Origin of the sequence: Methylosinus trichosporium OB3b, from assembly GCF_002752655.1 — a bacterium.
GTDB classification, from domain to species: domain Bacteria; phylum Pseudomonadota; class Alphaproteobacteria; order Rhizobiales; family Beijerinckiaceae; genus Methylosinus; species Methylosinus trichosporium.
Genome location: NZ_CP023737.1, coordinates 2,324,729 through 2,347,812 on the forward strand (window position 1 = coordinate 2,324,729; position 23,084 = coordinate 2,347,812).

Sequence of the window (23,084 nt, forward strand, 5' to 3'; positions counted from 1 at the left end):
GATGAAGCTGTCTCGCGAGCTTCAGAGTTGGCGAGACAGAATCGACTCGGCGGCTCATGAGCAAGACGACGATTCGATCGCGAGTGGACGGCGGCTGAAAGCAGACGCGGTTTCGACGAGAATCCTTTCCGCGGAAGGTGGAGGAGGTTTCTCGAGAACGCTCTCGCCATCGAAGAGGGTCGTGGGCGAGCCGGGCTTTTTGACAGAAGCGTCTTACGGCGATACGTCGATCGGAGATCCGAGTCTTGCTATGGAGGCGGCTCTCGCGTCATTGGAGCGTAGCGCCGAAATGATGCGAGAGATTGTCGAAGAGACTCGTCATGACCGTCTCGAATTCGAGATACGACGGCGGCAAATCGACCGCACGCTGACGCGAATCGACAACATCTTCGATAGTCGGCTCGGGCTATCGCAATGACTGGCGAAAACGACACACGACACACGCCTCCACCAACGACAGAGCCCGAAACGAGCGGATGGAAATTGTCTTGGGGGCGCTTTCTAGAGTTTGGAAAAAACATCCTCGACCTGGAACGGTCGGTAGCGTCTCTGAAAGCCGAGAACAAAGAGCTTCGCAAAGATTTGCACGAGCTTCAACGCCAAGTGGATCGGATCGCGGGCAAGCTGGAAGGCGTTTCCGAGTTCGTCGCCGGAGCGATAGAGGACAAGATCGACGCGCGTGTGGAAAAGGCCGAAATTCGCGCGTTCGAACGGCTGCTCTCCATGATCCGTGGTTCGCAGCGCGAAATCGAATAGCCACCCCAAGAGCCAAATGTCCAGAACCCATCACGCCCATGGGGCGGAGCCGTCGCAGCGCATGTTGCGCGTCGCCGAGCTCGTCCGCCATTCCCTCGCTCAGATGCTCTCGCGCGGCGAGATCGTCGATCCCGTGCTCGAGACGCATGTCGTCACCGTCTCGCGCGTGGCGATGAGCCCCGATTTGAAGCTCGCCACCGTCTATGTGATGCCGCTCGGCGGCAAGGACGGGGAGGAGGTGGTGCGCGCCTTCGAGCGGCACAAGAAATTCCTGCGCGGCGAGATCGCGCATCACGTCAATCTCAAATTCGCGCCCGAAGTGCGCTTCCGCATCGACGACAGTTTCGACAATGTCGCGCGCATCGACGCGCTGCTGAATTCCGAGCGCGTGCGCCGCGATTTGGAGCACCCCTCGGATCAAGAAAAAGACGAGAACGGCGCCCGCCAATGAATGAGAGAAGATCGACCCGCACCGTCGTCGACGGCTGGGTGGTGCTCGACAAGCCCGTCGGCATGACCTCGACGCATGCGGTCTCGCGCTTGAAGCGCATCTACAATGGCAAGAAGGCCGGACACGCCGGCACGCTCGACCCGCTCGCCTCCGGCATATTGCCGGTCGCCTTCGGCGAGGCGACCAAGACCGTGCCCTTCGTGCAGGACGGCGAGAAGGCCTATTCCTTCACCGTGCGCTGGGGCATAGAGACCGACACGGACGACGCCGACGGCAAGGCCACGCGCGAGAGCGAGGCGCGTCCGACGATCGCCGACATCGAGGCGCTGCTGCCGCGCTTCACCGGCGACATTCTGCAGATTCCGCCGCAATATTCGGCGATCAAGATCGCCGGCGAGCGCGCCTATGATCTCGCCCGCGACGGCGAGACCGTGGAGCTGAAGCCGCGCCCCGTCACCATCCATCGGCTCACCCTCGTCGACGCGAATGCGGATGAGGCCAAGCTCGTGATGGAATGCGGCAAGGGCGCCTATGTGCGCTCGATCGCGCGCGATCTCGGCCGGCTGATCGGCTGCTTCGGCCATGTGACGGCGCTGCGCCGCACGCGCGTCGGCCCCTTCTTCGAGGACGATTCCTACACGCTCGACGAGATCGAGGGCGGCGAGGCCGGCAATGCGCTGCTCTCCGTCGAGGCGGGGCTCACCGAGCTGCCCTGCGTGATCGTCGATCGCGACGCGGCGGCGCGGCTGCGCCGAGGCGGCTCGTTGATCTTGCGCGGGCGCGACGCGCCGCATGACGGCATCGTCTATGCGGCCTGCGGCGGCGTGCCGGTCGCTTTCGGGCCGGTCGTGGAAGGCGCGCTCGAGCCGACGCGCGTGTTCAACCTGCCGTTTTGAGCTAGAGTCGGGCATTGCTTCGCCGGAGAGCCTCATGCCGCCGCCGATCCCCGTGGTCCTCGCCGACTATGATCCCGCCTGGCCGGCGATCGCGGCCGGCTTGGCGGCGCGCCTCGAGGTTCTCGGCTCGGTTCTGGCGACGCTCCATCATATCGGCTCGACCTCGGTCCCGGGGCTCGTCGCCAAGCCGATCATCGATCTCATGCCGGTCGTGACCGATGTCGACGCGCTCGACCAGCTCCGTTCCCGCGTGGAGAGCCTCGGCTTCGAATGGCATGGCGAGCTGGGCATTGCGGGCCGACGCTATTGCACGCTCGACGACATCGGCCACCGCCGCGCGCAGCTGCATTTCTTCGCAGCGGGGGCGCCGAATGTGGAGCGCCATCTCGCTTTCCGCGACTATCTGCGCGCGCATCCCGAAGCGGCTCGCGACTATGCGCGCGAGAAGCGCCGCGCGCGCGATCTGCACCCGAACGATTCGCACGCTTATGGAGACGAGAAAGCCGCCTGGATCGAGGAAGCGGAAAAACGGGCGCTGCTGTGGGTGAGCGAAGGGCGACCCTCGCATCGCCTCGCGAGCTGAAGCACATCGGAGCCGGCCGCCCATGTCTTCCGCGCCAACAATCTCTTCCGCGCCAAAAATCCTCGTGTTCGACTCCGGACTCGGCGGCCTCACCGTCTTTGTCGAGGTCGCCAAGCTGCGTCCGCATGCGACGCTTCTCTATTGCGCCGACGATGCGGGATTCCCCTATGGGCCGCTCTCCGAAGAGGCGCTGGTCGCGCGCGTGATGCTGGTGATGGAGAGCCTCGTCGCCGCTCATGCGCCCGATCTCGTGGTCATCGCCTGCAACACTGCCTCCACGCGCGTTCTGCCGCATCTGCGGGCGCGCTGGCCGAACCTTCCGTTTGTCGGCACTGTGCCGGCTGTGAAGCCCGCGGCCGAACGCTCGCGCTCGCGGCTCATCTCGGTGCTGGCGACCCCCGGCACGGTGACGCGCGATTATACGCGCGCGCTCATCGCCAGCTTTGCCGAGGGCTGCGAGGCGACTTTGGTGGGCTCGTCGCGTCTCGCCCCGATCGCCGAGGATTTTTTGCGCGGAGCCGCCGTATCGGAGGCGGAGATCGCGGCCGAGATCGCGCCTTGCTTCGTCCAGCGTCCCGACGGCGCGCGCACCGATGTGGTCGTGCTCGCCTGCACGCATTATCCGCTGCTGCTGGATTTTTTCCGTCGCCTCGCGCCCTGGCCGGTGGAATGGATCGATCCGGCGCCGGCCATCGCCCGCCAGGCGGACCGCCTGCTCCTGCAGCGGTTCGGCGCCGATCGGATCGGGTTTCGAGAGCCGCCTCGGGCGATCTTCACCAGCGGCGCCCGGCCGGTCCCGCCATTGGCCGCCGCTCTGTCGCGCCTCGGATTCGCGGCGTCGCCTCGAAACGCCCCACAAGGCTGAGGGCGAGACGCGCCGCGGAGGACGCCGCCTCGCCCCCAATGCTCGAAAATCGCCGGAGGAACGCCCCTGCGTCGAGCCGCTTGGCGCCGTGGCCGGCGAGGACCCGTCCGAAGACGTGACGATCTCACCCACCCTGGCTCAAAATCGGACCCTCGAAAATGGATGCGCGCCGAGCCCGGAACAGGCCTGCATTTGGATGAAGGCGAAGATTATCCGCCTCCTGCAGGAGCCGACGCGCATCACGAGCTTAACAGCTGAAAGTCTCATGAATCTCCGACGGAGCCGACGCCGGCAGAATATTCGGCGCCGCCGAACCGGCGACGGCGCTCCCCCGACGCCGCGCCGGCCTGCCGCGCCCGCCCATTTTTCTTGACCTTCCGGGGCGCGACGCCTATCGCTCGGAGGAGTCAGTCGGCTGGATGGCCGCTGCTCTCACGAGCAGAGGAAAGTCCGGGCTCCACGGAGACACGGCGCCGGATAAGGTCCGGCGGGGGCGACCCCAGGGAAAGCGCCACAGAAAGCAAACCGCCGCCATCCTTCGGGCCGGCGGCAAGGGTGAAAGGGTGCGGTAAGAGCGCACCGCTCGGGCGGCGACGTCCGAGGCATGGCAAGCCCCGCCGGGAGCAAGACCGAATAGGGGCGAATTCGGAAGCAGCGATGTTTCCACGGCCTGTCTCCGGGCCGTCGCCCGGGTTGGTCGCTAGAGGCGGCACGCAATTGCCGTCCCAGAGGAATGGCCATCGCGCGCGGGGAAACCCGCGCCTTACAGAACCCGGCTTACAGGCCGGCTGGCTCGTTTCGGGGCAGTGGGCAGTCGGCCGGCGCGGCCCTGTCGCCGACCGCCCACCCCGTCAACGCTCCCTTAACCCTGAGGACGTCTTAATGGCGCATCGGCGTCATGCCGCTATTTCGCTCGCAGCGCCGGTTTCGACGCCTCTCGGTTCTCCATGCTCTCCGTTCGTGCTCGATACGATGATGCTTCCCGACGCTCGGCGGGACCGTCCTTCGCGCGCCGGCGCCCGGCGCGCATGGCGCGGAGCGCCCTCATGACCATGCCCCCGGAACAGCCCATGCGGCATATTCCCGTGCTGCTCGACGAGGCGATGGCGGCGCTCGGCCCCCGATCCGGCGGCGTCTATCTCGACGCCACTTTCGGGGCCGGCGGCTACACACGCGCCCTTCTGGCCCATGAGAATACCCGCGTGCTCGCGCTCGACCGCGACCCGCGCGCGATTCGCGACGGCGCGGCGCTGGTCGCGGCCGCGGGTGGGCGCCTCACCCTCGTCGAGGCGCGCTTTTCGGAGCTGGCGCAGGTCGCCGGGCGGACCGGCCTCGCGCCGCTCGACGGAATCGTCGCCGACATCGGCGTCTCCTCCATGCAGTTCGACGAGGCCGAGCGCGGCTTCTCGTTCCGCAACGACGGCCCGCTCGACATGCGCATGGAGGGCAGCGGCCGCAGCGCCGCCGATATCGTCGCCGAAGCGGAGGAGGAGGCGCTGGCCGACATCCTCTATCATTACGGCGAGGAGCGAGCGTCGCGGCGCATCGCCCGCGCCATCGTCCATGCGCGCCTGGAGCGGAAGATCGAGACGACGGGCGCGCTGGCGGCGATCATCGAGCGCGCGGCGCCGGGCCGGCCGGGCGAGATTCATCCGGCGACCAAGAGCTTTCAGGCTCTGCGCATCGCCGTCAATGACGAGCTCGGCGAGCTCGTCGCCGCGCTCGCCGGCGCCGAGCGCGCGCTGAAGCCGGGCGGAAAGCTCGTCATCGTCTCGTTCCATTCGCTCGAGGACCGCATCGTCAAGCAATTCCTCGCCGAGCGCTCGGGACGCGGCGAGACGCGCTCGCGGCGGCTGCCGGGCGAGCCGGTCCCGCCGCCGCCGACCTTCATCGTCGACGATTTCAAGCCTTTGGCGCCGTCCGAACGGGAGATCGCCGCAAATCCGCGCTCACGCTCGGCGCGGCTGCGCGTCGCGACGCGGACCGACGCGCCGCCGCGGCCGGTCGGCGACGCGCTCGCGCGCCTCGCGCGCCTGCCCGAACGCGTTCCGAGGAGACGCTGATGCTGCGCTTTCTCAATGTCGTCGCGATCGTCGCGCTGATCGGATCGGCGGTCTACGCCTATTCGATCAAATATCAGACGATCCTGCGCGCCGAGCAGATCACCAAGCTGAAGCACAAGGTGAAGGCCGAGCAGGACGCCATCGCGGTGCTGCGCGCCGAATGGTCGTTCATCACTCGTCCCGAGCGCGTGCAGGAGCTCTCCGACAAATATCTCGACCTCGAGCCGCTCGACGTCCGCCGGATCGTGACCGCCCAATCGCTGCCGGAGAAGGCGGAGCGCGTCGATTCGATCGCCCGCAAGCTCGACGCGCTCGGGCTCGGCGGCGCGGCGACGACGCCCGCCGCCAGCGAGCCGACGCCGACCACGCCGAAAGGAAAAGCGCGATGACGACGCAACCGACCGCGCCGAAGCCGCGCCTGCTCTCGGCGCTGTTCACGACCTCGATCGCCAAGACAGGCGGCCGCATGCGCCTCGTCGCCGGCGGCTTTCTCTGCCTCTATCTCGGCATCGGCGCGCGCCTCGTCTATCTCGGCTTCAAGCCGGAGCCGCCGACCATGCGCCGCGCCGCCGCCGACGCGGTCGCCGCCGCGCGCCCCGACGTGCTCGACCGCAATGGCGAGATTCTCGCGACCGATGTGAAGACCATGTCGGTGTTCGCCGAGCCGCGCCGCCTCATCGACAAGGACGAGGCGACCGAGCTGCTCACCGCCGTGCTGCCCAATGTCGACCCGCGCGAGCTGCGCGAGCGCTTGGGCTCGCGCAAGGGCTTCGTCTGGGTGAAGCGCGAGGTGACGCCGCATCAGCGCGACGAGGTGTTCCATCTCGGCCTCCCCGGCGTCGGCCTGCTGCCGGAGAACAAGCGCGTCTATCCCGCGGGACCGATCGCCGCCCATGTGCTCGGCTATGTGAACATCGACAACGCCGGCATCGCCGGAATCGAGAAATATATCGACGGCCAGGGCCTCGCCGATCTGCACGGCTTCGGCTTCAGCGTCACGCCGGAGGATCTGCGGCCGATCTCGCTCTCCGTCGACATCAGGGCGACCCATGCGCTGCGCGACGTGCTGGCGCGCGGCGTCGAGCATTTCAAGGCCAAGGCCGGCGCGGCGGCGATCCTCGACGTCAACACGGGCGAGGTGATCGCCCTCGCCTCGCTGCCGGACTATGATCCGAACAAGCCCCCGGACATGCGCGACCAGACCTATATCAACCGCATGAATGTCGGCGTCTACGAGATGGGCTCGACCTTCAAGGCGTTGACCATCGCCATGGCGCTCGATTCCGGCAAGATCAATCTCAACTCGCGGCTCGACGCGCGCGGCGCCTTGAGCTTCGGCCGCTTCCGCATTCACGATTATCACGCGCAGAACCGCGCGCTCACCGTGCCGGAAGTGTTCACCTATTCGTCCAACATCGGAACGGCGCGCATGGCGCTCGGCCAGGGCGTCGAGCGGCATAAGGCGTTCCTGCGCAAGATGGGCCAGCTCAGCCGCATGCGCACCGAGCTGCCCGAGAGCGCCGAGCCGATCGTGCCGCGGAACTGGGGCGAGCTCAACACCATGACCATCGCCTTCGGCCATGGTCTCGCCGTCGCGCCGCTGCAGGCGATGATGGCCGTCGGCGCCTTGATGAACGGCGGCTATCTCATCACCCCGACCTTTCTGAAGCGCAGCGAAGCCGAGGCCAAGAAGGACGCGCCGCAGGTGGTGAAGGCCGAGACCAGCGAGGCCATGCGCTATCTGATGCGGCTCAACGCCGAGATCGGCACGGCCAAGAAGGTCGACGTCGAGGGCTATTACGTCGGCGGCAAGACCGGCACGGCCGAAAAGGTCGTCGGTAAGCATTATTCGAAGAATCGCCTGTTCACCACATTCATGGCCGTGGCGCCGTCCGACAAGCCGAAATATCTGTTCCTCACCATCATGGACGAGCCGCAGGGGCTGCCCGAGACCCACGGCTACGCCACCGCCGCCTATAATTCCGGCGCGGTGACGGCGCAGATCATCGAGCGCACGGGGCCGATCCTCGGCCTGCCGCCGCGCTTCGAGGCGCCGCAGCAGCCGTTCCCGCTCCTGGCCAAGCTCGGCTACACCCGCGCCAACACGCCGGCGACCGGCGGCGGAGGACATTGAATGAAGCTCTCGCAGCTGCTCGGCGAAGCGGCGACGGCCGGGCTCGGCGATCTCGACATCGCCGGCGTCACGGCCGACAGCCGCGAGGTCCGGACCGGCTACGCTTTCTTCGCCGTGCCGGGACATGCTGGCGACGGCCTCGGCTACGCCGCCGACGCGCGCGCGCGCGGGGCGAGCGTCGTCGTCGCGCCGCGCGCGGCGGAGGTCAGCCTGCCGCTCGTCGTCGTTCCCGACGTGCGCGCCTCGCTCGCCCATGCGGCGGCGCGATTCTATCCGCGCCAGCCGCGGATCGTCGCCGCCGTCACCGGCACCAGCGGCAAGAGCTCGGTCGTCGATTTCCTGCGCCAGATTTGGATCGCGCTCGGCCGCGAGGCCGCCTCGCTCGGCACCATCGGCCTCATCGACAAGAGCGGCGCGCATTATGGCGCGCTGACGACGCCCGGTCCCGTCGCGCTGCATCAGACTCTCGACGAGCTCTGCGCAGGCGGCGTCACGCATCTCGCGATGGAAGCCTCCTCGCTCGGCATAGACCAGCGCCGGCTCGACGGCGTGCGGCTCTGCGTCGGCGCCTTCACCAATTTCTCGCGGGACCATCTCGATCATCACCGCGATCTCGAGGAGTATTTCGCCGCCAAGATGCGCTTGTTCGACACGCTGCTGCAGACGGGACAGACCGCGGTGATCGACGCCGACAGCGCGGTCGCGGAGCGGGTCGCGGCGGTCTGCGCGGCCCGCGGCCTCGCGCTCTTCGATGTCGGCGCGAAGGGCCGCGCGATCGAGCTGCTGTCTGTGGCGCCGAGCGCGCTCGCGACACGCCTGACGCTGCGCCATGCGGGCGAGACCTATGACGTCGATCTTCCGCTCGCCGGCGGTTTTCAAATCTCCAATGCGCTCGTTTCCGCCGGCATGGCGATCGCGAGCGGCGAAGCGCCGGGCCGCGTCTTCGCCGCGCTCGCGAGCCTGCGCGGCGCGCCGGGGCGGCTCGAATTGATCGGCCAGCGCGACGGCGCGCCGGTGTTCGTCGATTATGCGCATAAGCCCGACGCGCTCGACAAGGTGCTGGCGACGGCGCGCGAATTGGCCAAGGGCCGGCTCGTCGTCGTGTTCGGCGCCGGCGGCGACCGCGACAAGGGCAAGCGGCCGCTCATGGGCGAGATCGCCGCGCGCGCCGCCGACATCGTCGTCGTCACCGACGATAATCCACGCAGCGAGGAGCCAGCGATGATCCGCGCCGCCATTGTCGCCGCCGCGCGCGCGGCGGGGAGCGCGCAGATTCACGAGATCGGCGATCGTCGCGCGGCGATCGAGACGGCGATTTCCTGGCTGCGCGACGGCGACGCCTTGATCGTCGCCGGCAAGGGCCATGAATCGGGCCAGATCATCGGCGATCAGGTCCTCCCCTTTTCGGATCGGGCCGTCGTCGAGGCGGCGTTGCGAGGCAAGGCCGAATGAAAGCAGAATCCCTATGGTCGGGGCTCGGATTGGTCGGAGCGCTGCGCGCGCGCGTCAGCGGCGGCCTGCCGCGCGACGCGTCCGGAATCTCGATCGACACGCGCACGCTCGCGCCGGGCGACCTCTTCTTCGCGATCAAGGGCGAAGCGCGCGACGGCCATGACTTCGTGGCCGCCGCCTTCGAGCGCGGCGCCGCCGGCGCCGTCGTCGACGAGGCCCATGCGGGAGCGCTCGCCGGGCGCGCGCCGCTCTATGTCGTCAAGGACGTGCAGGAGTCGCTGGAGCGTCTCGGCGCGCGCGCGCGCGAGCGCTCCGCCGCTTATGTCGTCGGCGTCACCGGCTCCGTCGGCAAGACTTCGACGAAGGAAATGGCCGCCGCCGTGCTGTCGCGCTTCGGCGCCGCGCACGCCTCCGCCGCATCCTACAATAATCAATGGGGCGTGCCGCTGTCGCTGGCGCGCATGCCGGCGGCGACGCGCTTCGGCGTGTTCGAGATCGGCATGAATCACGCCGGCGAGATCGCTGCGCTCGCGCCGCTGGTCGAGCCGCATGTCGCGCTGGTGACGCGCGTCGCGCCGGTGCATCTCGAGCATTTCGCCTGCCTAGAGGCGATCGCCGACGCCAAGTCGGAAATCTTCTCCGGCGTCGTCGACGGCGGCGTCGCCATACTCAATCGCGACGACGAGACCTTCGAGCGCATGCTCGAGGCCGCCGCCGCCTCGCGCGCCGCGCATGTGTTCGGCTTCGGCGTGTCCGAAGGCGCGCAGGCGCGGCTGCTCTCCTATGATCCGCGCGAGAACAGCGTCGAGGCCGATATTTTCGGGCGCCGGCTGCGCTATCGCATCGGCGCGCCGGGACGCCATTTCGCGCTCAACTCGCTCGCCGTTCTGACCATCGCCCATGTGCTCGATCTCGATCTCGCGCAAGCCTCGGCGGCGCTCGCGGAATTCGCGCCGCCCAAGGGTCGCGGAAGGCGCGAGCAGCTGCCCGCCGGCGCCGTGCCGCTGACCTTGATCGACGAGAGCTACAACGCCAATCCGACCTCGATGCGCGCCGCGCTCGAGCTGCTCGGCGCCGAGCGGCCGATCGGCCGGCGCGTCGCCGTGCTCGGCGACATGCTGGAGCTCGGACCGAGCGCCGCCGAATTGCACGCCGAGCTGGCGTCCGATCTGGAGGCGGCGGGCGTCGATCTTCTCTTCACCGCCGGACCGCTGATGGCGCGGCTCTATTACGCCGCGCCCGAGCGAATGCGCGGCGCGCATCGCGCCACGGCGCGCGAGCTCGAGGAGGCAGTGCTCGATTCGCTCGGCGCCGGCGACGTTGTGATGATCAAAGGCTCGAACGGCTCGCGCATGACGCGGATCGTCGAAGCGATAAGGACGAAATTCGCTCCCGCGTCGGATGGCGCGACCGAGCAGTAGAGGACGATTCTATGCTGACGCTGCTCGCGGACTTCTCCAATCTCTTCAGTCCGCTCAATCTCTTCCGCTACATCACCTTCCGCGCCGCCGGCGCGGCGGCGACGGCGCTCGCCTTCGTCTTCTTCTTCGGCCCCAGCATCATCGCGGCGCTGCGCATCAAGCAGGGCAAGGGCCAGCCGATCCGCGAGGACGGGCCGGCGAGCCATCTGCTCACCAAGAAGGGCACGCCGACCATGGGCGGCCTGATGATCCTCTCGGGTCTTCTCGTCGCCACTCTTCTATGGGCCAATCTGAAGAATCCCTATGTGTGGATCGTCATTCTCGTCACCGCCTGCTTCGGCGCCATCGGCTTCTATGACGATTATCTGAAGGTGACGAAACAGTCGCACAAGGGCTTTTCCGGCAAAGCGCGGCTCGCGCTCGAATTCCTCGTCGCGGCGCTCGCCTGCTATGCGCTGACGCGCATCGGCGGCGAGAACATGTCGAAGCTCGCGCTGCCGATGGCGAAGGGATTCGCCTTCTCGCTCGGCTGGTTCTTTCTCGGCTTCGGCGCCTTCGTCGTCGTCGCGGCCGGCAATTGCGTCAATCTCACCGACGGGCTCGACGGCCTCGCCATCGTGCCGTCGATGATCGCCGCGGCGGCCTTCGCCATCATCGCCTATCTCGCCGGCAATTCGATCTTCTCCGATTATCTCGGCATCAACCATATCGCCGGCACCGGCGAGCTCACCATCGTCTGCGCCGCGGTGATCGGCGCGGGGCTCGGCTTTCTATGGTTCAACGCGCCGCCGGCGCAGATCTTCATGGGCGACACCGGCTCGCTGGCGCTCGGCGGCCTGCTCGGCGCCATCGCCGTCGCCATTAAGCAAGAGTTCGTGCTCGTCATCATCGGCGGCCTGTTCGTGCTCGAGGGCGCCTCGGTGATCGTGCAGGTCGCGTCGTTCAAGCTCACCGGCAAGCGCGTGTTCCGCATGGCGCCGATCCATCATCATTTCGAGCAGATGGGCTGGACCGAGCCGCAGATCGTCATCCGCTTCTGGATCATCTCCTTCGTGCTGGCCCTCATCGGCCTCTCGACCCTGAAGCTGAGGTGAGCGATGACGCCGGTCACGACATTCGCGCATCGCAGCGTCGCTCTGTTTGGCCTCGGCGGCTCCGGCCTCTCGACCGCGCGCGCGCTGATCGCCGGCGGCGCCAGCGTCGCCGCCTGGGACGATAGCGAGGCCGGCCGCGCCAAGGCGGAGGCGCAAGGCGTCACGCTCGTCGATCTGACGAGCGCCGATTGGTCGGCTTTCGACGCGCTGATTCTCTCGCCCGGCGTTCCGCTCACGCATCCGAAGCCGCATTGGACCGTGGAGCGGGCGCATGAAGCGCAGATCGAGATCATCGGCGACATCGAGCTCTTCTGCCGCGAGCGCGAGCGACATGCGCCAGGCGCGACCTTCATCGCCATCACCGGCACCAATGGCAAATCGACGACGACGGCGCTGATCGCGCATATTCTGCGCCGCGCCGGCAAGGATGTGCAGCTCGGCGGCAATATCGGCACGCCGATCCTCGATCTCGAGCCGCCGTCGGAGGAGCGCATTCACGTCATCGAATGCTCGTCCTTCCAGATCGATCTGACGCCCTCGCTGGCGCCGACGATCGGCATTCTGATCAATCTGACGCCCGACCACATCGACCGTCACGGCACGATGGACGATTACGCGGCGGTGAAGGAGCGGCTCGTCGATGGCGCCGACATCGCGCTCATCGGCGTCGACGACGTCTATTGCCATGCGATCGGCGCGCGGCTGACGCAGGCGCATTGCGAGGGCCAGCGCGTCATTCCCGTCTCGGCGACGCGCGCGCTCGACTGGGGTTTCTACATCGAGAGCGGCAAGGTGATCTATCGCCAATCCGGCCATGGACCGGAGGAGGCGGAGACGCTCGGCGACCTTGGCGATGCGCGAGCGCTGCGCGGCGCGCATAATGCGCAGAATGCGGCTTTCGCCGCCGCCGCGGTCTGGCACTGTGGCCTCAACTGCGAGGAGATCGCCGATGGGCTCGCCGATTATCCCGGCCTCCCGCATCGCATGGAGGAGGTCGGCCGGCGCGGCCGCGTCCTCTTCATCAATGATTCGAAGGCGACCAACGCCGACGCCGCCGAAAAGGCGCTGCTCTCTTTCGACGACATTTTCTGGATCGCCGGCGGCAAGGCCAAGGAAGGCGGCATAAAGCCGCTGCGTCCCTTGTTTCCGCTCATCCGCAAGGCCTATCTGATCGGCGCGGCGGCGCAGGATTTCGCGCGCACGCTGGAGGGCGCCGTCGCTTTCGAGCAATGCGGAACGCTCGATCGCGCGCTCGCCCGCGCGGCCGAGGAGGCGGCGCTGAGCGACGCGCGCGAGCCGGTCGTGCTGCTGTCGCCGGCTTGCGCCTCTTACGACCAATTCGCCAATTTCGAAGCGCGCGGCGACGCCTTTCGCCGCCTCGCGCAGGAACTGCACGCCACTCGAGACGCCGGGGAAACGCCATGATCTCGCGCGCGGAGCGCACCACTTTTTCCGATTGGGCCTGGACCATCGATCATTGGCTGCTCGCCAGCATCGCGCTGCTGATCGTCGCCGGCCTGGTCTTCTCGATGGCCGGCAGCCCGGCGGTCGCCGAACGACTGCATCTCTCCACCTTTCACTTCGTCAATCGGCAGGTGATGTATCTCGCGCCGGCGCTCGTCGTGATGATCGGCGTCTCCTTCCTTTCGCCGCGCCATGTGCGGCGCGCCGCGCTGGCGCTGTGGATCGTCGCGCTCGCCCTCGTCGTCGCCACCTTGTTCTTCGGCCAGGAGGTGAAGGGCGCCCGGCGCTGGATCTTCGGCGTGCAACCCTCCGAATTCTTGAAGCCCGCCTTCGTCGTCGTCGCCGCCTGGGCGTTCTCGGAAGGGGCGAAGCGCAAGGATGTGCCGGGCAGCGTGCTGGCCATCGGCCTGCTGCCCGTCACCATCGCGCCGCTGGTGCTGCAGCCCGACATCGGCCAGACCATGCTGATCTCGCTGGTCTGGGCGGGCCTTTTGTTCATGGCCGGCATTCATTGGTTCTGGATCGTCGGCGTCGGCGGCGCAGGTCTCATGGGCGCGGTGGCGGCCTATAAATTCCTGCCGCATGTGCATGCGCGCGTCACCCGCTTTCTGGAGCCGCAGGCGACCGGCCAGGGCGTCGCCGACACGTTTCAGGCCGACACCGCGCTCGACAGCTTCATCGGCGGCTCCTGGCTCGGCAAGGGACCGGGCGAAGGCACGATGAAGCGCATCCTTCCCGACGCGCATACCGACTTCATCTTCGCCGTCATCGGCGAGGAGTTCGGCGTCATCGTCTGCATGGCGCTCGCCGCCGTCTTCGCCTTCATCGTGCTGCGCGGCCTGCTCTCGGCGGCGCGCAACGAGGACGCCTTCTGCGGCTTCGCCACAGCGGGGCTCGTGATGCTGTTCGGCCTGCAGAGCTGCATCAATATGGCGGTCAATCTGCAATTGATGCCGGCCAAGGGCATGACGCTGCCCTTCGTCTCCTATGGCGGATCGTCGCTGATCTCGCTCGCGCTCGGCATGGGCTTTCTGCTCGCGGTCACGCGCAGGCGCCCGAACATAGAAGCCGCGTCCGGCTTCTCCGCCGCGGGAGCGACGGCGTGACGCGCCCCGTGCTTCTCGCCGCCGGCGGCACTGGCGGCCATTTGTTCCCGGCGCAAGCGCTGGCCCATGCGCTGGGCGCGCGCGGCGTTCCGGTCGAGCTCGTCACCGATGAGCGCGCGCTACGCTATGGCGGCGAATTTCCGGCGCGCGCCATGCACACGATCTCCGCGGCGACTCCGCGCGGCGGCTCGGCGATCGACAAGGCGCGCGCCGTCGCGCTGCTCGGCCTCGGAACCTTGCAGGCGCTGCGTCATCTCTTGCGTATGCGCCCCCGCGCGGTGGTCGGCTTCGGCGGCTATCCGAGCGTTCCGCCGCTGTTCGCGGCGACGCTGCTGCGCATTCCGACCGTGCTGCACGAGGCCAATGCGGTGATGGGCCGCGCCAATGGCTTTCTGGCGCAGCGCGTCGACGCCATAGCGGCAGGCTTTCCGCTCGCCGGCGCGCCGGCGGCGCTCGCCGGAAAAATCACCGTCACCGGCAATCCGCTGCGCCCCGCCGCGCTGGCGGCGGCGCAGCGTCCCTATCCGGATTTCGCCGATGGCAAATTGCGGCTGCTCGTCACCGGCGGCTCGCAGGGCGCGCGCATCATGGCCGACATCGCGCCGCCCGCGCTGGAGCTGCTGCCGCAGGAATTGCGCGAGCGCATCGAGCTGACGCAGCAGACGCGCGAGGAAGATCTCGCGCGCGTCGCGACCGCTCATGCACGCGCCGGAATCGTCTCGCAGATCGCGCCCTTCTTCGCCGATCTTCCCGAGCGCATCGCCGCCGCGCATCTCGTCGTCGCGCGCGCCGGCGCCTCCACCGTCACCGAGCTCGCGGTCATCGGCCGGCCGAGCATTCTGGTGCCGCTGCCGCATGCGCTCGATCAGGATCAGGCGGCCAACGCCGCCGTGCTCGCGGAGGCGGGCGCGGCGGAGGTCGTCGCGCAAAAAGATTTCACGCCGCAATGGCTCGCCGCGCGCATCGCCGATCTGTTCGCGCATCCCGAGCTGCTTGCGGAACGCGCGCGAGCCGCGCGCGCGGTCGGCGTCGCCGATGCGGCCGAGCGGCTCGCCGATCTCGTGCTGGCCTTGCCCGAGCGAAGGAGCGCAAGATGAGATTGCCGGCGAAGCTCGGCCCCATTCATTTCATCGGCCTCGGCGGCATCGGCATGTCCGGCGTCGCCGAGATTCTGCTCGCGCGCGGCTATGACGTGCAAGGCACGGACGCCGCCGACGGCGCCAATCTGCAACGCCTTTCCGCCAAGGGCGCGCGCGTGCATGTAGGCCACGACGCGCAATGGCTCGGCGACGCCGCCGTCGTCGTGGCGTCGAGCGCGATCAAGCGCGACAATCCCGAGATCGCCGAGGCGCGCCGGCGCCGGCTGCCCGTGGTGAAGCGTGCGGAAATGCTCGCCGAGCTGATGCGCGACAAGCGCTGCGTCGCCGTCGCCGGAACGCATGGCAAGACGACGACGACCTCGCTGGTCGCGACATTGCTCGACGCCGGCGGCCTGGATCCAACCGTGGTCAATGGCGGCATCATCAACGCCTACGGAACAAATGCGCGTCCCGGCGCCGGCGAATGGATGGTGGTCGAGGCCGACGAGAGCGACGGCACGTTTTTGAAATTGCCCGCGGAGATCGCCATCGTCACCAATGTCGATCCCGAGCATCTCGATCATTTCGGCGACTTCGACGCCGTGAAGCGCGGCTTTCGCAGCTTCATCGACAATCTCCCGTTCTACGGCTTCGCGGCCGTGTGCATTGATCATCCGACCGCGCGCGAGATCATCGGCGAGATCGAGGATCGGCGCGTCATCTCTTATGGCGAGGACGAGCGCGCCGAAGCGCGTCTCGTCGATCTCGATCTCGAGGGCGGAGTCGGACGATTTGCAGTGCTCATCCGCGACCGCGACACGGGCGTCGAGACACGCATCGATCGACTCGTGTTGCCGGCCGCAGGGCGGCACAATGCGCTCAACGCCACGGCGGCGATCGCGGTGGCGCATCGCCTCGGCGTCTCTCTGAACGACATTCGCAGCGGGCTCGCTGGCTTTGCGGGCGTGAAGCGGCGCTTCACCAAGACGGGCGAGTGGAACGGCGTATCGATCTTCGACGATTACGGACATCATCCGGTCGAGATCGCCGCCGTGCTGCGCGCCGCCCGCGCCTCGACCAAGGGCCGGGTGATCGCGATCATGCAGCCGCATCGCTACACGCGGCTGCAATCTCTGTTCAGTGAGTTCGCCGGCTGTTTCGCCGACGCCGATGTGACGCTGATCGCCGATGTCTATCCGGCCGGCGAGGCGAAGATCGCCGGCGTCGACGGCGCCGCATTGGCGCGCGCGGCGCAGGAGCAGGGACACGCGGATGCGCGGGCGCTGGGCTCGTCGAACGAATTGCCGCAGCTCATCGCAAAGATCGCGGCGCCTGGCGATTATGTGGTGTTCCTCGGCGCGGGCGACATAACGAAGTGGGCCTATGCGCTGCCCGGTCAGCTCGCGGAGCTGTCGCGATGATGATTGCGCACACTCTCAGAGCGCGCAGCCCTTCTCCCACTCGTGGGAGAAGGTGGCCCCGCGCAGCGGGGTCGGATGAGGGTCCACGCCGCGATGGCGACTTCGTTCCGCGCACACGACAGGCGCCCTCATCCGACCCGACTTCGTCGGGCCACCTTCTCCCACGAGTGGGAGAAGGATTCCGCAGCTTCGCGATTCGAAGCTCGGATGAGGGCCCACGCCCGAGAACGCGCGGAGATCGAGCATGAATCTCTCCGAGCTCTCCGCTCTCGTCCCCGATCTGCGCGGACGCCTCTCGGCCAATGAGCCGCTCGCGCCCTTCACATGGTTTCGCGTCGGCGGGCCGGCGCAATTTCTGTTCTCGCCGGCGGACGAAGCCGACCTCTCCTATTTCCTCGAGCGCCTGCCGCGCGACATTGCGGTCACCACCATCGGCCTCGGCTCCAATCTCATCATTCGTGACGGCGGCGTGGCCGGCGTCGTCATCCGCCTCGGCGCCAAGGGCTTCGGCGAGATCAAGATCGAAGCGGGCGAACGTCTGCGCGTCGGCGCCGCAGTCCCCGATGTGAAGGTGGCGCGCGCCGCGGCCGACGGCGGGATCGACGGGCTCGCCTTTTATCGCGGCATACCGGGCGGGGTCGGCGGCGCGCTGCGCATGAACGCCGGCGCCCATGGCGGCGAGACCAAGGACGCGCTGCTCGAGGCGCGCGGCGTCGACCGCTCCGGCAAAATCCATGTCTTCTCGACTGCAGAGATGGGCTTCTCCTATCGCCACAGCGAGGCGCCCGAGGATGTGATTTTCACCGAGGCGCTGTTCCAGGGCCGCAAGGGCGATCCGAAGACCATTCTCGCCGAGATGGAGCGGATTACGCAGGCGCGCGAAGCCTCGCAGCCGATTCGCGAGAAGACCGGCGGCTCCACCTTCCAGAATCCGCCCGGCCATAAGGCGTGGCAATTGATCGACGCCGCCGGCTGCCGCGGGCTCACGCTCGGCGATGCGCAGGTCAGCGAGATGCACTGCAATTTCCTCGTCAATCGCGGCAAGGCCACCGCCGCAGAGATCGAGGCGCTGGGCGAGGAGGTGCGGCGGCGGGTGCAGGCGGCGAGCGGCATTCTGCTGCATTGGGAGATCAAGCGGATCGGCCTTCCATGAACACGCTCGAGAAGGGCCGCACGATCGTGAGAAGCGGCCCGGCCGCGCCGGACCCGCTCGCGCGCGCGCTCGGCAGCCCCTGGCTCGGCGCGGGGCTGGCGGTCGCGGCCATCGCCGCGCAGCTCGCCGGCCATATCGACTGCGACGTCTCCTGGTTCTTGACCTTCGCGGAAAAATTCGTGGACGGCGCGACTCCTTATGTCGACGTCACCGACCCCAATCCGCCCGCCTCCTTTCTCTCGCTCGTTCCCGCCGTGCTGCTCGCCCGCGCGCTGCATGTCGCGCCGGAGGCTTGCGTCGCGACGATGGCGCTCGTCTTCGCCGCCGGCACGATCTGGCTCGCCTTCCGCCTGCTGCGGCTCGGCGCCGCGCGCAGCCGGCGCGCCTCGATGCTGCTGCTCAACGCCCTCGTCTTTCTGCTGATCTTCGCGCCGGCTCTCGCCTTCGCCGAACGCGAGCACATCGCCGTGCTGGCGATGCTGCCGCTGCTCGCCGCGCTCTCGGTGGAGCAGAGACGGCCGGCTCCTGCCCGGGCGGCCCGCATCCTCGCCGGCCTCGGCGGCGGCCTCGCCATCGCCCTCAAGCCGCATTTCGCGCTGGCCATCGCCCTGCCGGCGTTGGCGATCGCCTGGCGCGAGCGCCGTGTGAGCGCGCTGTGGCGGGACGAGCTCATCGCCGCGGCGCTCGGCGCAGCGGCCTACGCCATCGCGGTCGTCCTGCTGTTCCCGGCCTATGTCGAGCGTGCGCTGCCGCTGGCGCTCGAGGTCTATGGGCCGTCGCGCGACGGGCTCGCGCATCTGCTGACTCATTCGCTGGCGCCCGCCTATCTGGCGCTGCTCGCCGGCTTTCTCGTCGCGGCGCGCGGCGCGCTCGATCGCGCGACGCTTGTGTTTCTGCTCGCCTCGATCGGCGGCTTCGCCGCCTTCCTCATCCAGGGGAAGGGCTGGATCAACCACGCCTATCCGGCGCTCGCGCTCATCCTCATCGCCTGGACGCTGCTCGCGGGCGGCCGCGAGCGGACGCCGCGACGCGCGGCGCTGGTCAAATTCCTGCTCGTTCCGGCGCTCGTCGGCGCGCCCTTCTGCTTCGGCCTCGCCGATGTAATCGCCGACGCCGAGGAGCATCCGGGCCTCATGGAGGCGGCGGCCTCGGCGGCCCCGCCGCATCCGCGCGTCGCGACCATCGCCCGCCAGCTCGACTTCGGCCATCCGCTGGTGCGCCGGCTGGAGGGCGAATGGATCGGACGGCAGAACGCGCTCTGGGTCACAGCGCTCGTCGGCCGCCTGCTCCCCTCCGCCACCCCGGAGCGGCAGGCGCGGCTCGAAGCCTGGCGCCACGCCGATCTTTCGGACTTCGCCGAGGATGTGCGCGCAGGGCGGCCCGATATCGTCGTCGTGGAGGATGAGGCGACGCGGCGCTTCGTGCTCGGCCGGCCCGAGACAGCGGCCACGCTCGATGGCTATCGCCTCGCCGAGCGGACCGGCGACATCGAAATCTGGCGCCGGGCGGAACAAACCGTGTCGCCCCAGAGCGAGAATGCCTCCATAATGACGGCGCAATCGCGCTCCGAGGAGGAAAGGCGACCATGAGGACATTTTCGAGCCATTGGTCGGCTTTTGCCAAAGTCAATGCAGAGTGCCGCGTTCTCCTTCCGGCCGCCGTGCGTCAGCGCCTCGGCCTGACGCCGGGCGATAGTCTGCGCTTTGTTCTGGAAGCCGGGGAAATCCGGATCGAACGGGCTCCGTCATCGGACGTGCTGGACGACTGTTTTGCGACCTTCACGGAATGGGCGAGCGACGATGACGATCGCGCCTATTCGGATCTCTGAGTCGACCGCGCCGCCGACGCATGCGTCGGATCCCATCATCGGGCGCAAGGACGCCCCAACCGCGAAGGCCTCGTCATGACAGCTCCCGTCGCCGTTCACGTCGCCGTTCTCATGGGCGGGCTCTCCTCGGAGCGGCCGATCTCGCTGCGCTCGGGCGCCGCCTGCGCCGAGGCGCTGGAGGGCGAGGGCTTTCGCGTCACGCGCGTCGATGTCGGCCGCGACGTGGCCGAGGTCCTCGCAGCGCTGAAGCCCGACGTCGCCTTCAACGCGCTGCACGGCCGCTTCGGCGAGGACGGCTGCATCCAGGGCATATTGGAGACTCTGCACATCCCCTACACTCATTCCGGCGTGCTGGCCTCCTCGCTGGCGATGCGCAAGGACGTGGCCAAGAGCGTCATGGCGGCGGCCGGAGTGCCGGTTCCCAAGGGCCGCGTGCTGAGCCGGCAGGAGGCCGCCAAAGCCCATGCGCTGCCGCCGCCCTATGTGCTGAAGCCGGTGAGCGAAGGCTCCTCCTTCGGCGTGTTCATCGTCAAGGAGGGGCGCTCGCATCCGCCGCAGGAGCTCGCCGCCGCCGATTGGAAACACGGCGACCTCATGCTCGCCGAAAATTTTGTGGACGGCCGCGAGCTCACTTGCGCCGTGATGGGCGACAGGGCGCTGGGCGTCATCGAGATTCTCCCCGTGTCCGAGGAGTTCTACGGCTTCGACGCGAAATACGCCAAAGGCGGCTCCAAACACGTGCTTCCGGCAAATCTTAAACAAAATATTTACCAAGAGGTCCAACAGTTGGCGCTCGAGGCTCATCGGGCTCTCGGCTGTCGCGGCGTCAGCCGCGCGGACTTTCGCTACGACGATTCCCCCGGCGGCACGGGCGATCTCGTCGTTCTGGAGGTCAACACCCAGCCGGGAATGACCGAGACCTCACTCGTACCGGAAATGGCCGCTCACGCGGGCTATTCGTTTGGCGGGCTTGTGAGATGGATGGTGGAAGACGCGTCCTGCGATCGCTGAGGGAGCCGCTTTCGGCTCTCTTTCCGCTCGCGCCTGCCCAACCCGTCCAGAGCCCCGCCTTCGCCGCTCCCTTTCCAGCGCCGGCGACGGCTCCGCGTCCACGCCCTCCGGCCGCTCCCGCGGCCTCTCCGCCGGCGGCGCGCGCGCCGTCCGGCCGCTGGTCGCGCCTCGCGGCCTTGCTGTCCCTTCCCGGCGTCGGGCCCGTCTCGGCCGCCGCTCTGTTCGGCGCCGTCGGCCTCACCGCGGCGACGCAGAACGGCGATTACGACCGCTTCATCGCCGAGAATGGCGCGCTCCGCGACGTCGTCGCCCGCAATATCGGCTTCCCGATAGAGGTGGTCACCATCTCCGGCCTCGGCGAGATGACGGAGGGCGACGTGCTCGCCGCCTCCGGCGTGCAGCCGACCCAATCGCTGCTGTTTCTCGACGCCGAAGCCGTGCGCGAGCGCCTCGCCAAGCTGCCGCTAGTCGAGAGCGTGCGCGTGCTCAAGCTCTACCCGGATCGTCTGGTGATCGCCCTCGAGGGCCGTCGCCCCTTCGCGCTGTGGCAGCGCAATGGCGCGCTTTCGGTGGTCGCGGCCGACGGCATGGTCATCGACGAGGTGCGCGACGAGCGCTTCCTCGATCTGCCCTTCGTCGTCGGCGAGGGCGCCGAGAAGCGGGTCGGCGACTATGCGCGGCTGCTCGAGGCGGCCGGCGAGCTGAAATCGCGCATTCGCGCCGGCGTGCTGGTCTCCGGCCGGCGCTGGACCTTGACCATGACCAATGGCGTCGAGGTGAAGCTCCCCGAGAGCGAGCCCGAGGCGGCGCTGTCGACGCTGCGCAAGCTGCAGCGCGAGGCGCGAATTCTCGACAAGGACATTCTTTCGGTCGATCTGCGCGCTCCCGGGCGCGTCGTGGCCCGCCTCACCGAGGAGGGCGCGGCGGCGCGGGCGGCGACGCAGGCGCGAAACGGACGCAAGGGCCACCAGACATGAGAACGCGTTTGTTTCCGCCCCGCATGAAGCAGCTCTCGGCGCGCCGCAGCGCGACGATCGCCGTTCTCGACGTCGGCACATCGAAGATCGCCTGCCTCATCGCGAGGCTCTCGCCGGTCGGCGGCGACGGCCCGAGCGCGCGCGGCCGCACGCATCGCGCGCGCGTGCTCGGCATCGGCCATCAGCGCTCGCGCGGCGTCAAGGCCGGACAGATCGTCGACATGGAGGAGGCCGAGGCCGCCATCCGCCGCACGGTGGACGCCGCCGAACGCATGGCGCGGACCCAGGTCGACAGCGTCATCATCACCGCCTCCGGCGGACGGCTGGCCTCGCAGCATTTCGCAGCCAAGACGCGCATCGACGGCGCCGCCGTCGCGGCGAGCGACGTGCATCGCGTGCTCGAGGCCTCCGCCACCCATGTGACGGAGCGCGGCCGCGTCGTGCTGCATTCGCTGCCGACCGGCTTCTCTCTCGATGGCGCCTGCGGCATTCGCGAGCCGGCGGGAATGGTCGGCGCCGAGCTCGGCGTCGATCTGCATGTCGCGAGCGTCGATCAGGCGTCGATGCGCAATCTGCTGGTCGCGATCGAGCGCGCGCATCTTTCCATAGAAGCGGCGGCGGCCGCGCCTTATGTCGCCGGCCTCGCCGTGCTCGAGGCCGACGAGGCCGAGCTCGGCGCCATCGTCATCGACATGGGCGCCGGCGGCGCCTCGGTCGCGGTGTTCTCCGGCGGCGCGGTCGTGCATACCGATGCGGTGACGCTCGGCGGCAATCACGTCACCATGGACATCGCCCGCGGGCTCGACTGCCGACTCGCCGACGCCGAGCGATTGAAAACGCTCTATGGCGCCGCCATCGCCTCGCCCTCGGACGAGCGCGAGACCGTCGCCTTCGATCATGTGGGCGAGAGCGGCGAGCATTCCGCTTCAGCGCCGAAATCGCATCTCGTGCGCATCATCCGCCCGCGCGTCGAGGAGACGCTCGAATTCCTGCGCGACCGTCTCGCCGCCTCGGGCTATCCGGCCCATGCCGGACGCCGCATCGTGCTGACCGGCGGCGCCTGCCTGCTCACCGGTCTGCCGGAAGCGTCGCGGCGCATTCTCGGCGGCCAGGTGCGCGTCGGCCGCCCGGCCGGCATCGACGGTCTGCCGGAATCGGCCAGGAGCCCGGCTTTCGCCGCGGCTGTCGGCCTGCTCGTCTATCCGCAATTCGCCGGCCGCGAATATTTCGAGCCGCGGCGCGAGCAGGAGACGCGGGGGACGGGAACGGGCGGTTACATGTCCCGCGTCGGTCAGTGGTTGAAAGACAGTTTCTAAGAGTTCGAACGAGA

The 23,084-nt window shown here is 68.3% G+C and carries 22 protein-coding genes and 1 other RNA gene; all 23 read left to right on the forward strand.

Annotated features, from left to right (window positions below):
• Positions 1–181: 181 nt before the first annotated feature.
• Positions 182–418: a hypothetical protein gene (locus CQW49_RS24560; protein WP_155931277.1), complete on the forward strand. Its 237-nt coding sequence runs from the start codon at positions 182–184 to the stop codon at positions 416–418.
• Positions 415–756: a hypothetical protein gene (locus CQW49_RS24565; RefSeq protein ID WP_155931276.1), complete on the forward strand. Its 342-nt coding sequence runs from the start codon at positions 415–417 to the stop codon at positions 754–756. Before CQW49_RS24560 ends, CQW49_RS24565 begins: the two co-directional genes overlap by 4 nt.
• A gap of 61 nt (positions 757–817) precedes the next feature.
• Positions 818–1,207: a 30S ribosome-binding factor RbfA gene (gene rbfA / locus CQW49_RS11195; RefSeq protein ID WP_004448605.1), complete on the forward strand. Its 390-nt coding sequence runs from the start codon at positions 818–820 to the stop codon at positions 1,205–1,207.
• On the forward strand, positions 1,204–2,103 hold the full coding sequence (truB, locus tag CQW49_RS11200; RefSeq protein WP_004448603.1) for a tRNA pseudouridine(55) synthase TruB: 900 nt from the start codon (positions 1,204–1,206) through the stop codon (positions 2,101–2,103). The genes rbfA and truB overlap by 4 nt, the downstream gene beginning before the upstream one ends.
• Before the next feature lie 34 nt (positions 2,104–2,137).
• On the forward strand, positions 2,138–2,686 hold the full coding sequence (locus CQW49_RS11205) for a GrpB family protein (RefSeq protein ID WP_004448601.1): 549 nt from the start codon (positions 2,138–2,140) through the stop codon (positions 2,684–2,686).
• Between the two features lie 22 nt (positions 2,687–2,708).
• On the forward strand, positions 2,709–3,551 hold the full coding sequence (murI, locus tag CQW49_RS11210; RefSeq protein ID WP_004448599.1) for a glutamate racemase: 843 nt from the start codon (positions 2,709–2,711) through the stop codon (positions 3,549–3,551).
• Positions 3,552–3,958: 407 nt separating this feature from the next.
• Positions 3,959–4,347: RNase P RNA component class A (rnpB, locus tag CQW49_RS11215), an RNA gene on the forward strand.
• A gap of 250 nt (positions 4,348–4,597) precedes the next feature.
• Positions 4,598–5,614 carry a 16S rRNA (cytosine(1402)-N(4))-methyltransferase RsmH gene (gene rsmH / locus CQW49_RS11220; RefSeq protein ID WP_004448597.1) on the forward strand — a complete coding sequence of 339 codons (1,017 nt, stop codon included), beginning with the start codon at positions 4,598–4,600 and terminating at the stop codon, positions 5,612–5,614.
• Entirely contained in the window at positions 5,614–6,003 is a 390-nt protein-coding gene (gene ftsL, locus CQW49_RS11225; protein ID WP_004448596.1) for a cell division protein FtsL, read from the forward strand. Before rsmH ends, ftsL begins: the two co-directional genes overlap by 1 nt.
• Positions 6,000–7,748 (forward strand): peptidoglycan D,D-transpeptidase FtsI family protein, encoded by a 1,749-nt coding sequence (locus tag CQW49_RS11230; RefSeq protein ID WP_004448595.1) that lies wholly within the window; start codon positions 6,000–6,002, stop codon positions 7,746–7,748. The genes ftsL and CQW49_RS11230 overlap by 4 nt, the downstream gene beginning before the upstream one ends.
• Positions 7,749–9,200 carry a UDP-N-acetylmuramoyl-L-alanyl-D-glutamate--2,6-diaminopimelate ligase gene (locus CQW49_RS11235; RefSeq protein ID WP_004448594.1) on the forward strand — a complete coding sequence of 484 codons (1,452 nt, stop codon included), beginning with the start codon at positions 7,749–7,751 and terminating at the stop codon, positions 9,198–9,200. It begins immediately after the preceding gene.
• Positions 9,197–10,621, forward strand: a complete 1,425-nt coding sequence (locus CQW49_RS11240) for a UDP-N-acetylmuramoylalanyl-D-glutamyl-2,6-diaminopimelate--D-alanyl-D-alanine ligase (RefSeq protein WP_004448593.1) — start codon at positions 9,197–9,199, stop codon at positions 10,619–10,621. The genes CQW49_RS11235 and CQW49_RS11240 overlap by 4 nt, the downstream gene beginning before the upstream one ends.
• Before the next feature lie 11 nt (positions 10,622–10,632).
• Positions 10,633–11,715, forward strand: coding sequence for a phospho-N-acetylmuramoyl-pentapeptide-transferase (gene mraY / locus CQW49_RS11245; RefSeq protein WP_004448592.1), 1,083 nt, complete (start codon positions 10,633–10,635; stop codon positions 11,713–11,715).
• Between the two features lie 3 nt (positions 11,716–11,718).
• The gene (gene murD, locus CQW49_RS11250; protein ID WP_004448591.1) at positions 11,719–13,140 is read left to right on the forward strand and encodes a UDP-N-acetylmuramoyl-L-alanine--D-glutamate ligase; all 1,422 of its coding nucleotides are present in this window, start codon (positions 11,719–11,721) and stop codon (positions 13,138–13,140) included.
• The gene (locus CQW49_RS11255; protein WP_004448590.1) at positions 13,137–14,285 is read left to right on the forward strand and encodes an FtsW/RodA/SpoVE family cell cycle protein; all 1,149 of its coding nucleotides are present in this window, start codon (positions 13,137–13,139) and stop codon (positions 14,283–14,285) included. The genes murD and CQW49_RS11255 overlap by 4 nt, the downstream gene beginning before the upstream one ends.
• Entirely contained in the window at positions 14,282–15,382 is a 1,101-nt protein-coding gene (murG, locus tag CQW49_RS11260; protein WP_004448589.1) for an undecaprenyldiphospho-muramoylpentapeptide beta-N-acetylglucosaminyltransferase, read from the forward strand. Before CQW49_RS11255 ends, murG begins: the two co-directional genes overlap by 4 nt.
• The gene (gene murC / locus CQW49_RS11265) at positions 15,379–16,785 is read left to right on the forward strand and encodes a UDP-N-acetylmuramate--L-alanine ligase (protein WP_003614705.1); all 1,407 of its coding nucleotides are present in this window, start codon (positions 15,379–15,381) and stop codon (positions 16,783–16,785) included. Before murG ends, murC begins: the two co-directional genes overlap by 4 nt.
• A 244-nt stretch (positions 16,786–17,029) precedes the next feature.
• Positions 17,030–17,938 (forward strand): UDP-N-acetylmuramate dehydrogenase, encoded by a 909-nt coding sequence (murB, locus tag CQW49_RS11270; protein ID WP_003615788.1) that lies wholly within the window; start codon positions 17,030–17,032, stop codon positions 17,936–17,938.
• On the forward strand, positions 17,935–19,527 hold the full coding sequence (locus CQW49_RS11275; protein ID WP_003615786.1) for a hypothetical protein: 1,593 nt from the start codon (positions 17,935–17,937) through the stop codon (positions 19,525–19,527). The genes murB and CQW49_RS11275 overlap by 4 nt, the downstream gene beginning before the upstream one ends.
• The gene (locus CQW49_RS11280) at positions 19,524–19,766 is read left to right on the forward strand and encodes an AbrB/MazE/SpoVT family DNA-binding domain-containing protein (protein WP_003615783.1); all 243 of its coding nucleotides are present in this window, start codon (positions 19,524–19,526) and stop codon (positions 19,764–19,766) included. Before CQW49_RS11275 ends, CQW49_RS11280 begins: the two co-directional genes overlap by 4 nt.
• Before the next feature lie 75 nt (positions 19,767–19,841).
• Positions 19,842–20,777 carry a D-alanine--D-alanine ligase gene (locus tag CQW49_RS11285; protein ID WP_003615781.1) on the forward strand — a complete coding sequence of 312 codons (936 nt, stop codon included), beginning with the start codon at positions 19,842–19,844 and terminating at the stop codon, positions 20,775–20,777.
• A gap of 176 nt (positions 20,778–20,953) precedes the next feature.
• Entirely contained in the window at positions 20,954–21,754 is an 801-nt protein-coding gene (locus CQW49_RS11290; protein ID WP_244441315.1) for a cell division protein FtsQ/DivIB, read from the forward strand.
• Complete coding sequence (gene ftsA, locus CQW49_RS11295) at positions 21,751–23,070, forward strand: cell division protein FtsA (protein ID WP_003615778.1); 1,320 nt, start codon at positions 21,751–21,753, stop codon at positions 23,068–23,070. Before CQW49_RS11290 ends, ftsA begins: the two co-directional genes overlap by 4 nt.
• The last annotated feature ends 14 nt before the right edge of the window (positions 23,071–23,084 follow it).

Coding starts and splice junctions, on each gene's coding strand:
- CQW49_RS24565 (WP_155931276.1), top strand. CDS start 415: ATGACTGGCGAAAACGACACACGACACACGCCTCCACCAACGACAGAG.
- rbfA (WP_004448605.1), top strand. CDS start 818: ATGTTGCGCGTCGCCGAGCTCGTCCGCCATTCCCTCGCTCAGATGCTC.
- truB (WP_004448603.1), top strand. CDS start 1,204: ATGAATGAGAGAAGATCGACCCGCACCGTCGTCGACGGCTGGGTGGTG.
- CQW49_RS11205 (WP_004448601.1), top strand. CDS start 2,138: ATGCCGCCGCCGATCCCCGTGGTCCTCGCCGACTATGATCCCGCCTGG.
- murI (WP_004448599.1), top strand. CDS start 2,709: ATGTCTTCCGCGCCAACAATCTCTTCCGCGCCAAAAATCCTCGTGTTC.
- rsmH (WP_004448597.1), top strand. CDS start 4,598: ATGACCATGCCCCCGGAACAGCCCATGCGGCATATTCCCGTGCTGCTC.
- ftsL (WP_004448596.1), top strand. CDS start 5,614: ATGCTGCGCTTTCTCAATGTCGTCGCGATCGTCGCGCTGATCGGATCG.
- CQW49_RS11230 (WP_004448595.1), top strand. CDS start 6,000: ATGACGACGCAACCGACCGCGCCGAAGCCGCGCCTGCTCTCGGCGCTG.
- CQW49_RS11235 (WP_004448594.1), top strand. CDS start 7,749: ATGAAGCTCTCGCAGCTGCTCGGCGAAGCGGCGACGGCCGGGCTCGGC.
- CQW49_RS11240 (WP_004448593.1), top strand. CDS start 9,197: ATGAAAGCAGAATCCCTATGGTCGGGGCTCGGATTGGTCGGAGCGCTG.
- mraY (WP_004448592.1), top strand. CDS start 10,633: ATGCTGACGCTGCTCGCGGACTTCTCCAATCTCTTCAGTCCGCTCAAT.
- murD (WP_004448591.1), top strand. CDS start 11,719: ATGACGCCGGTCACGACATTCGCGCATCGCAGCGTCGCTCTGTTTGGC.
- CQW49_RS11255 (WP_004448590.1), top strand. CDS start 13,137: ATGATCTCGCGCGCGGAGCGCACCACTTTTTCCGATTGGGCCTGGACC.
- murC (WP_003614705.1), top strand. CDS start 15,379: ATGAGATTGCCGGCGAAGCTCGGCCCCATTCATTTCATCGGCCTCGGC.
- murB (WP_003615788.1), top strand. CDS start 17,030: ATGAATCTCTCCGAGCTCTCCGCTCTCGTCCCCGATCTGCGCGGACGC.
- CQW49_RS11275 (WP_003615786.1), top strand. CDS start 17,935: ATGAACACGCTCGAGAAGGGCCGCACGATCGTGAGAAGCGGCCCGGCC.
- CQW49_RS11280 (WP_003615783.1), top strand. CDS start 19,524: ATGAGGACATTTTCGAGCCATTGGTCGGCTTTTGCCAAAGTCAATGCA.
- CQW49_RS11285 (WP_003615781.1), top strand. CDS start 19,842: ATGACAGCTCCCGTCGCCGTTCACGTCGCCGTTCTCATGGGCGGGCTC.
- ftsA (WP_003615778.1), top strand. CDS start 21,751: ATGAGAACGCGTTTGTTTCCGCCCCGCATGAAGCAGCTCTCGGCGCGC.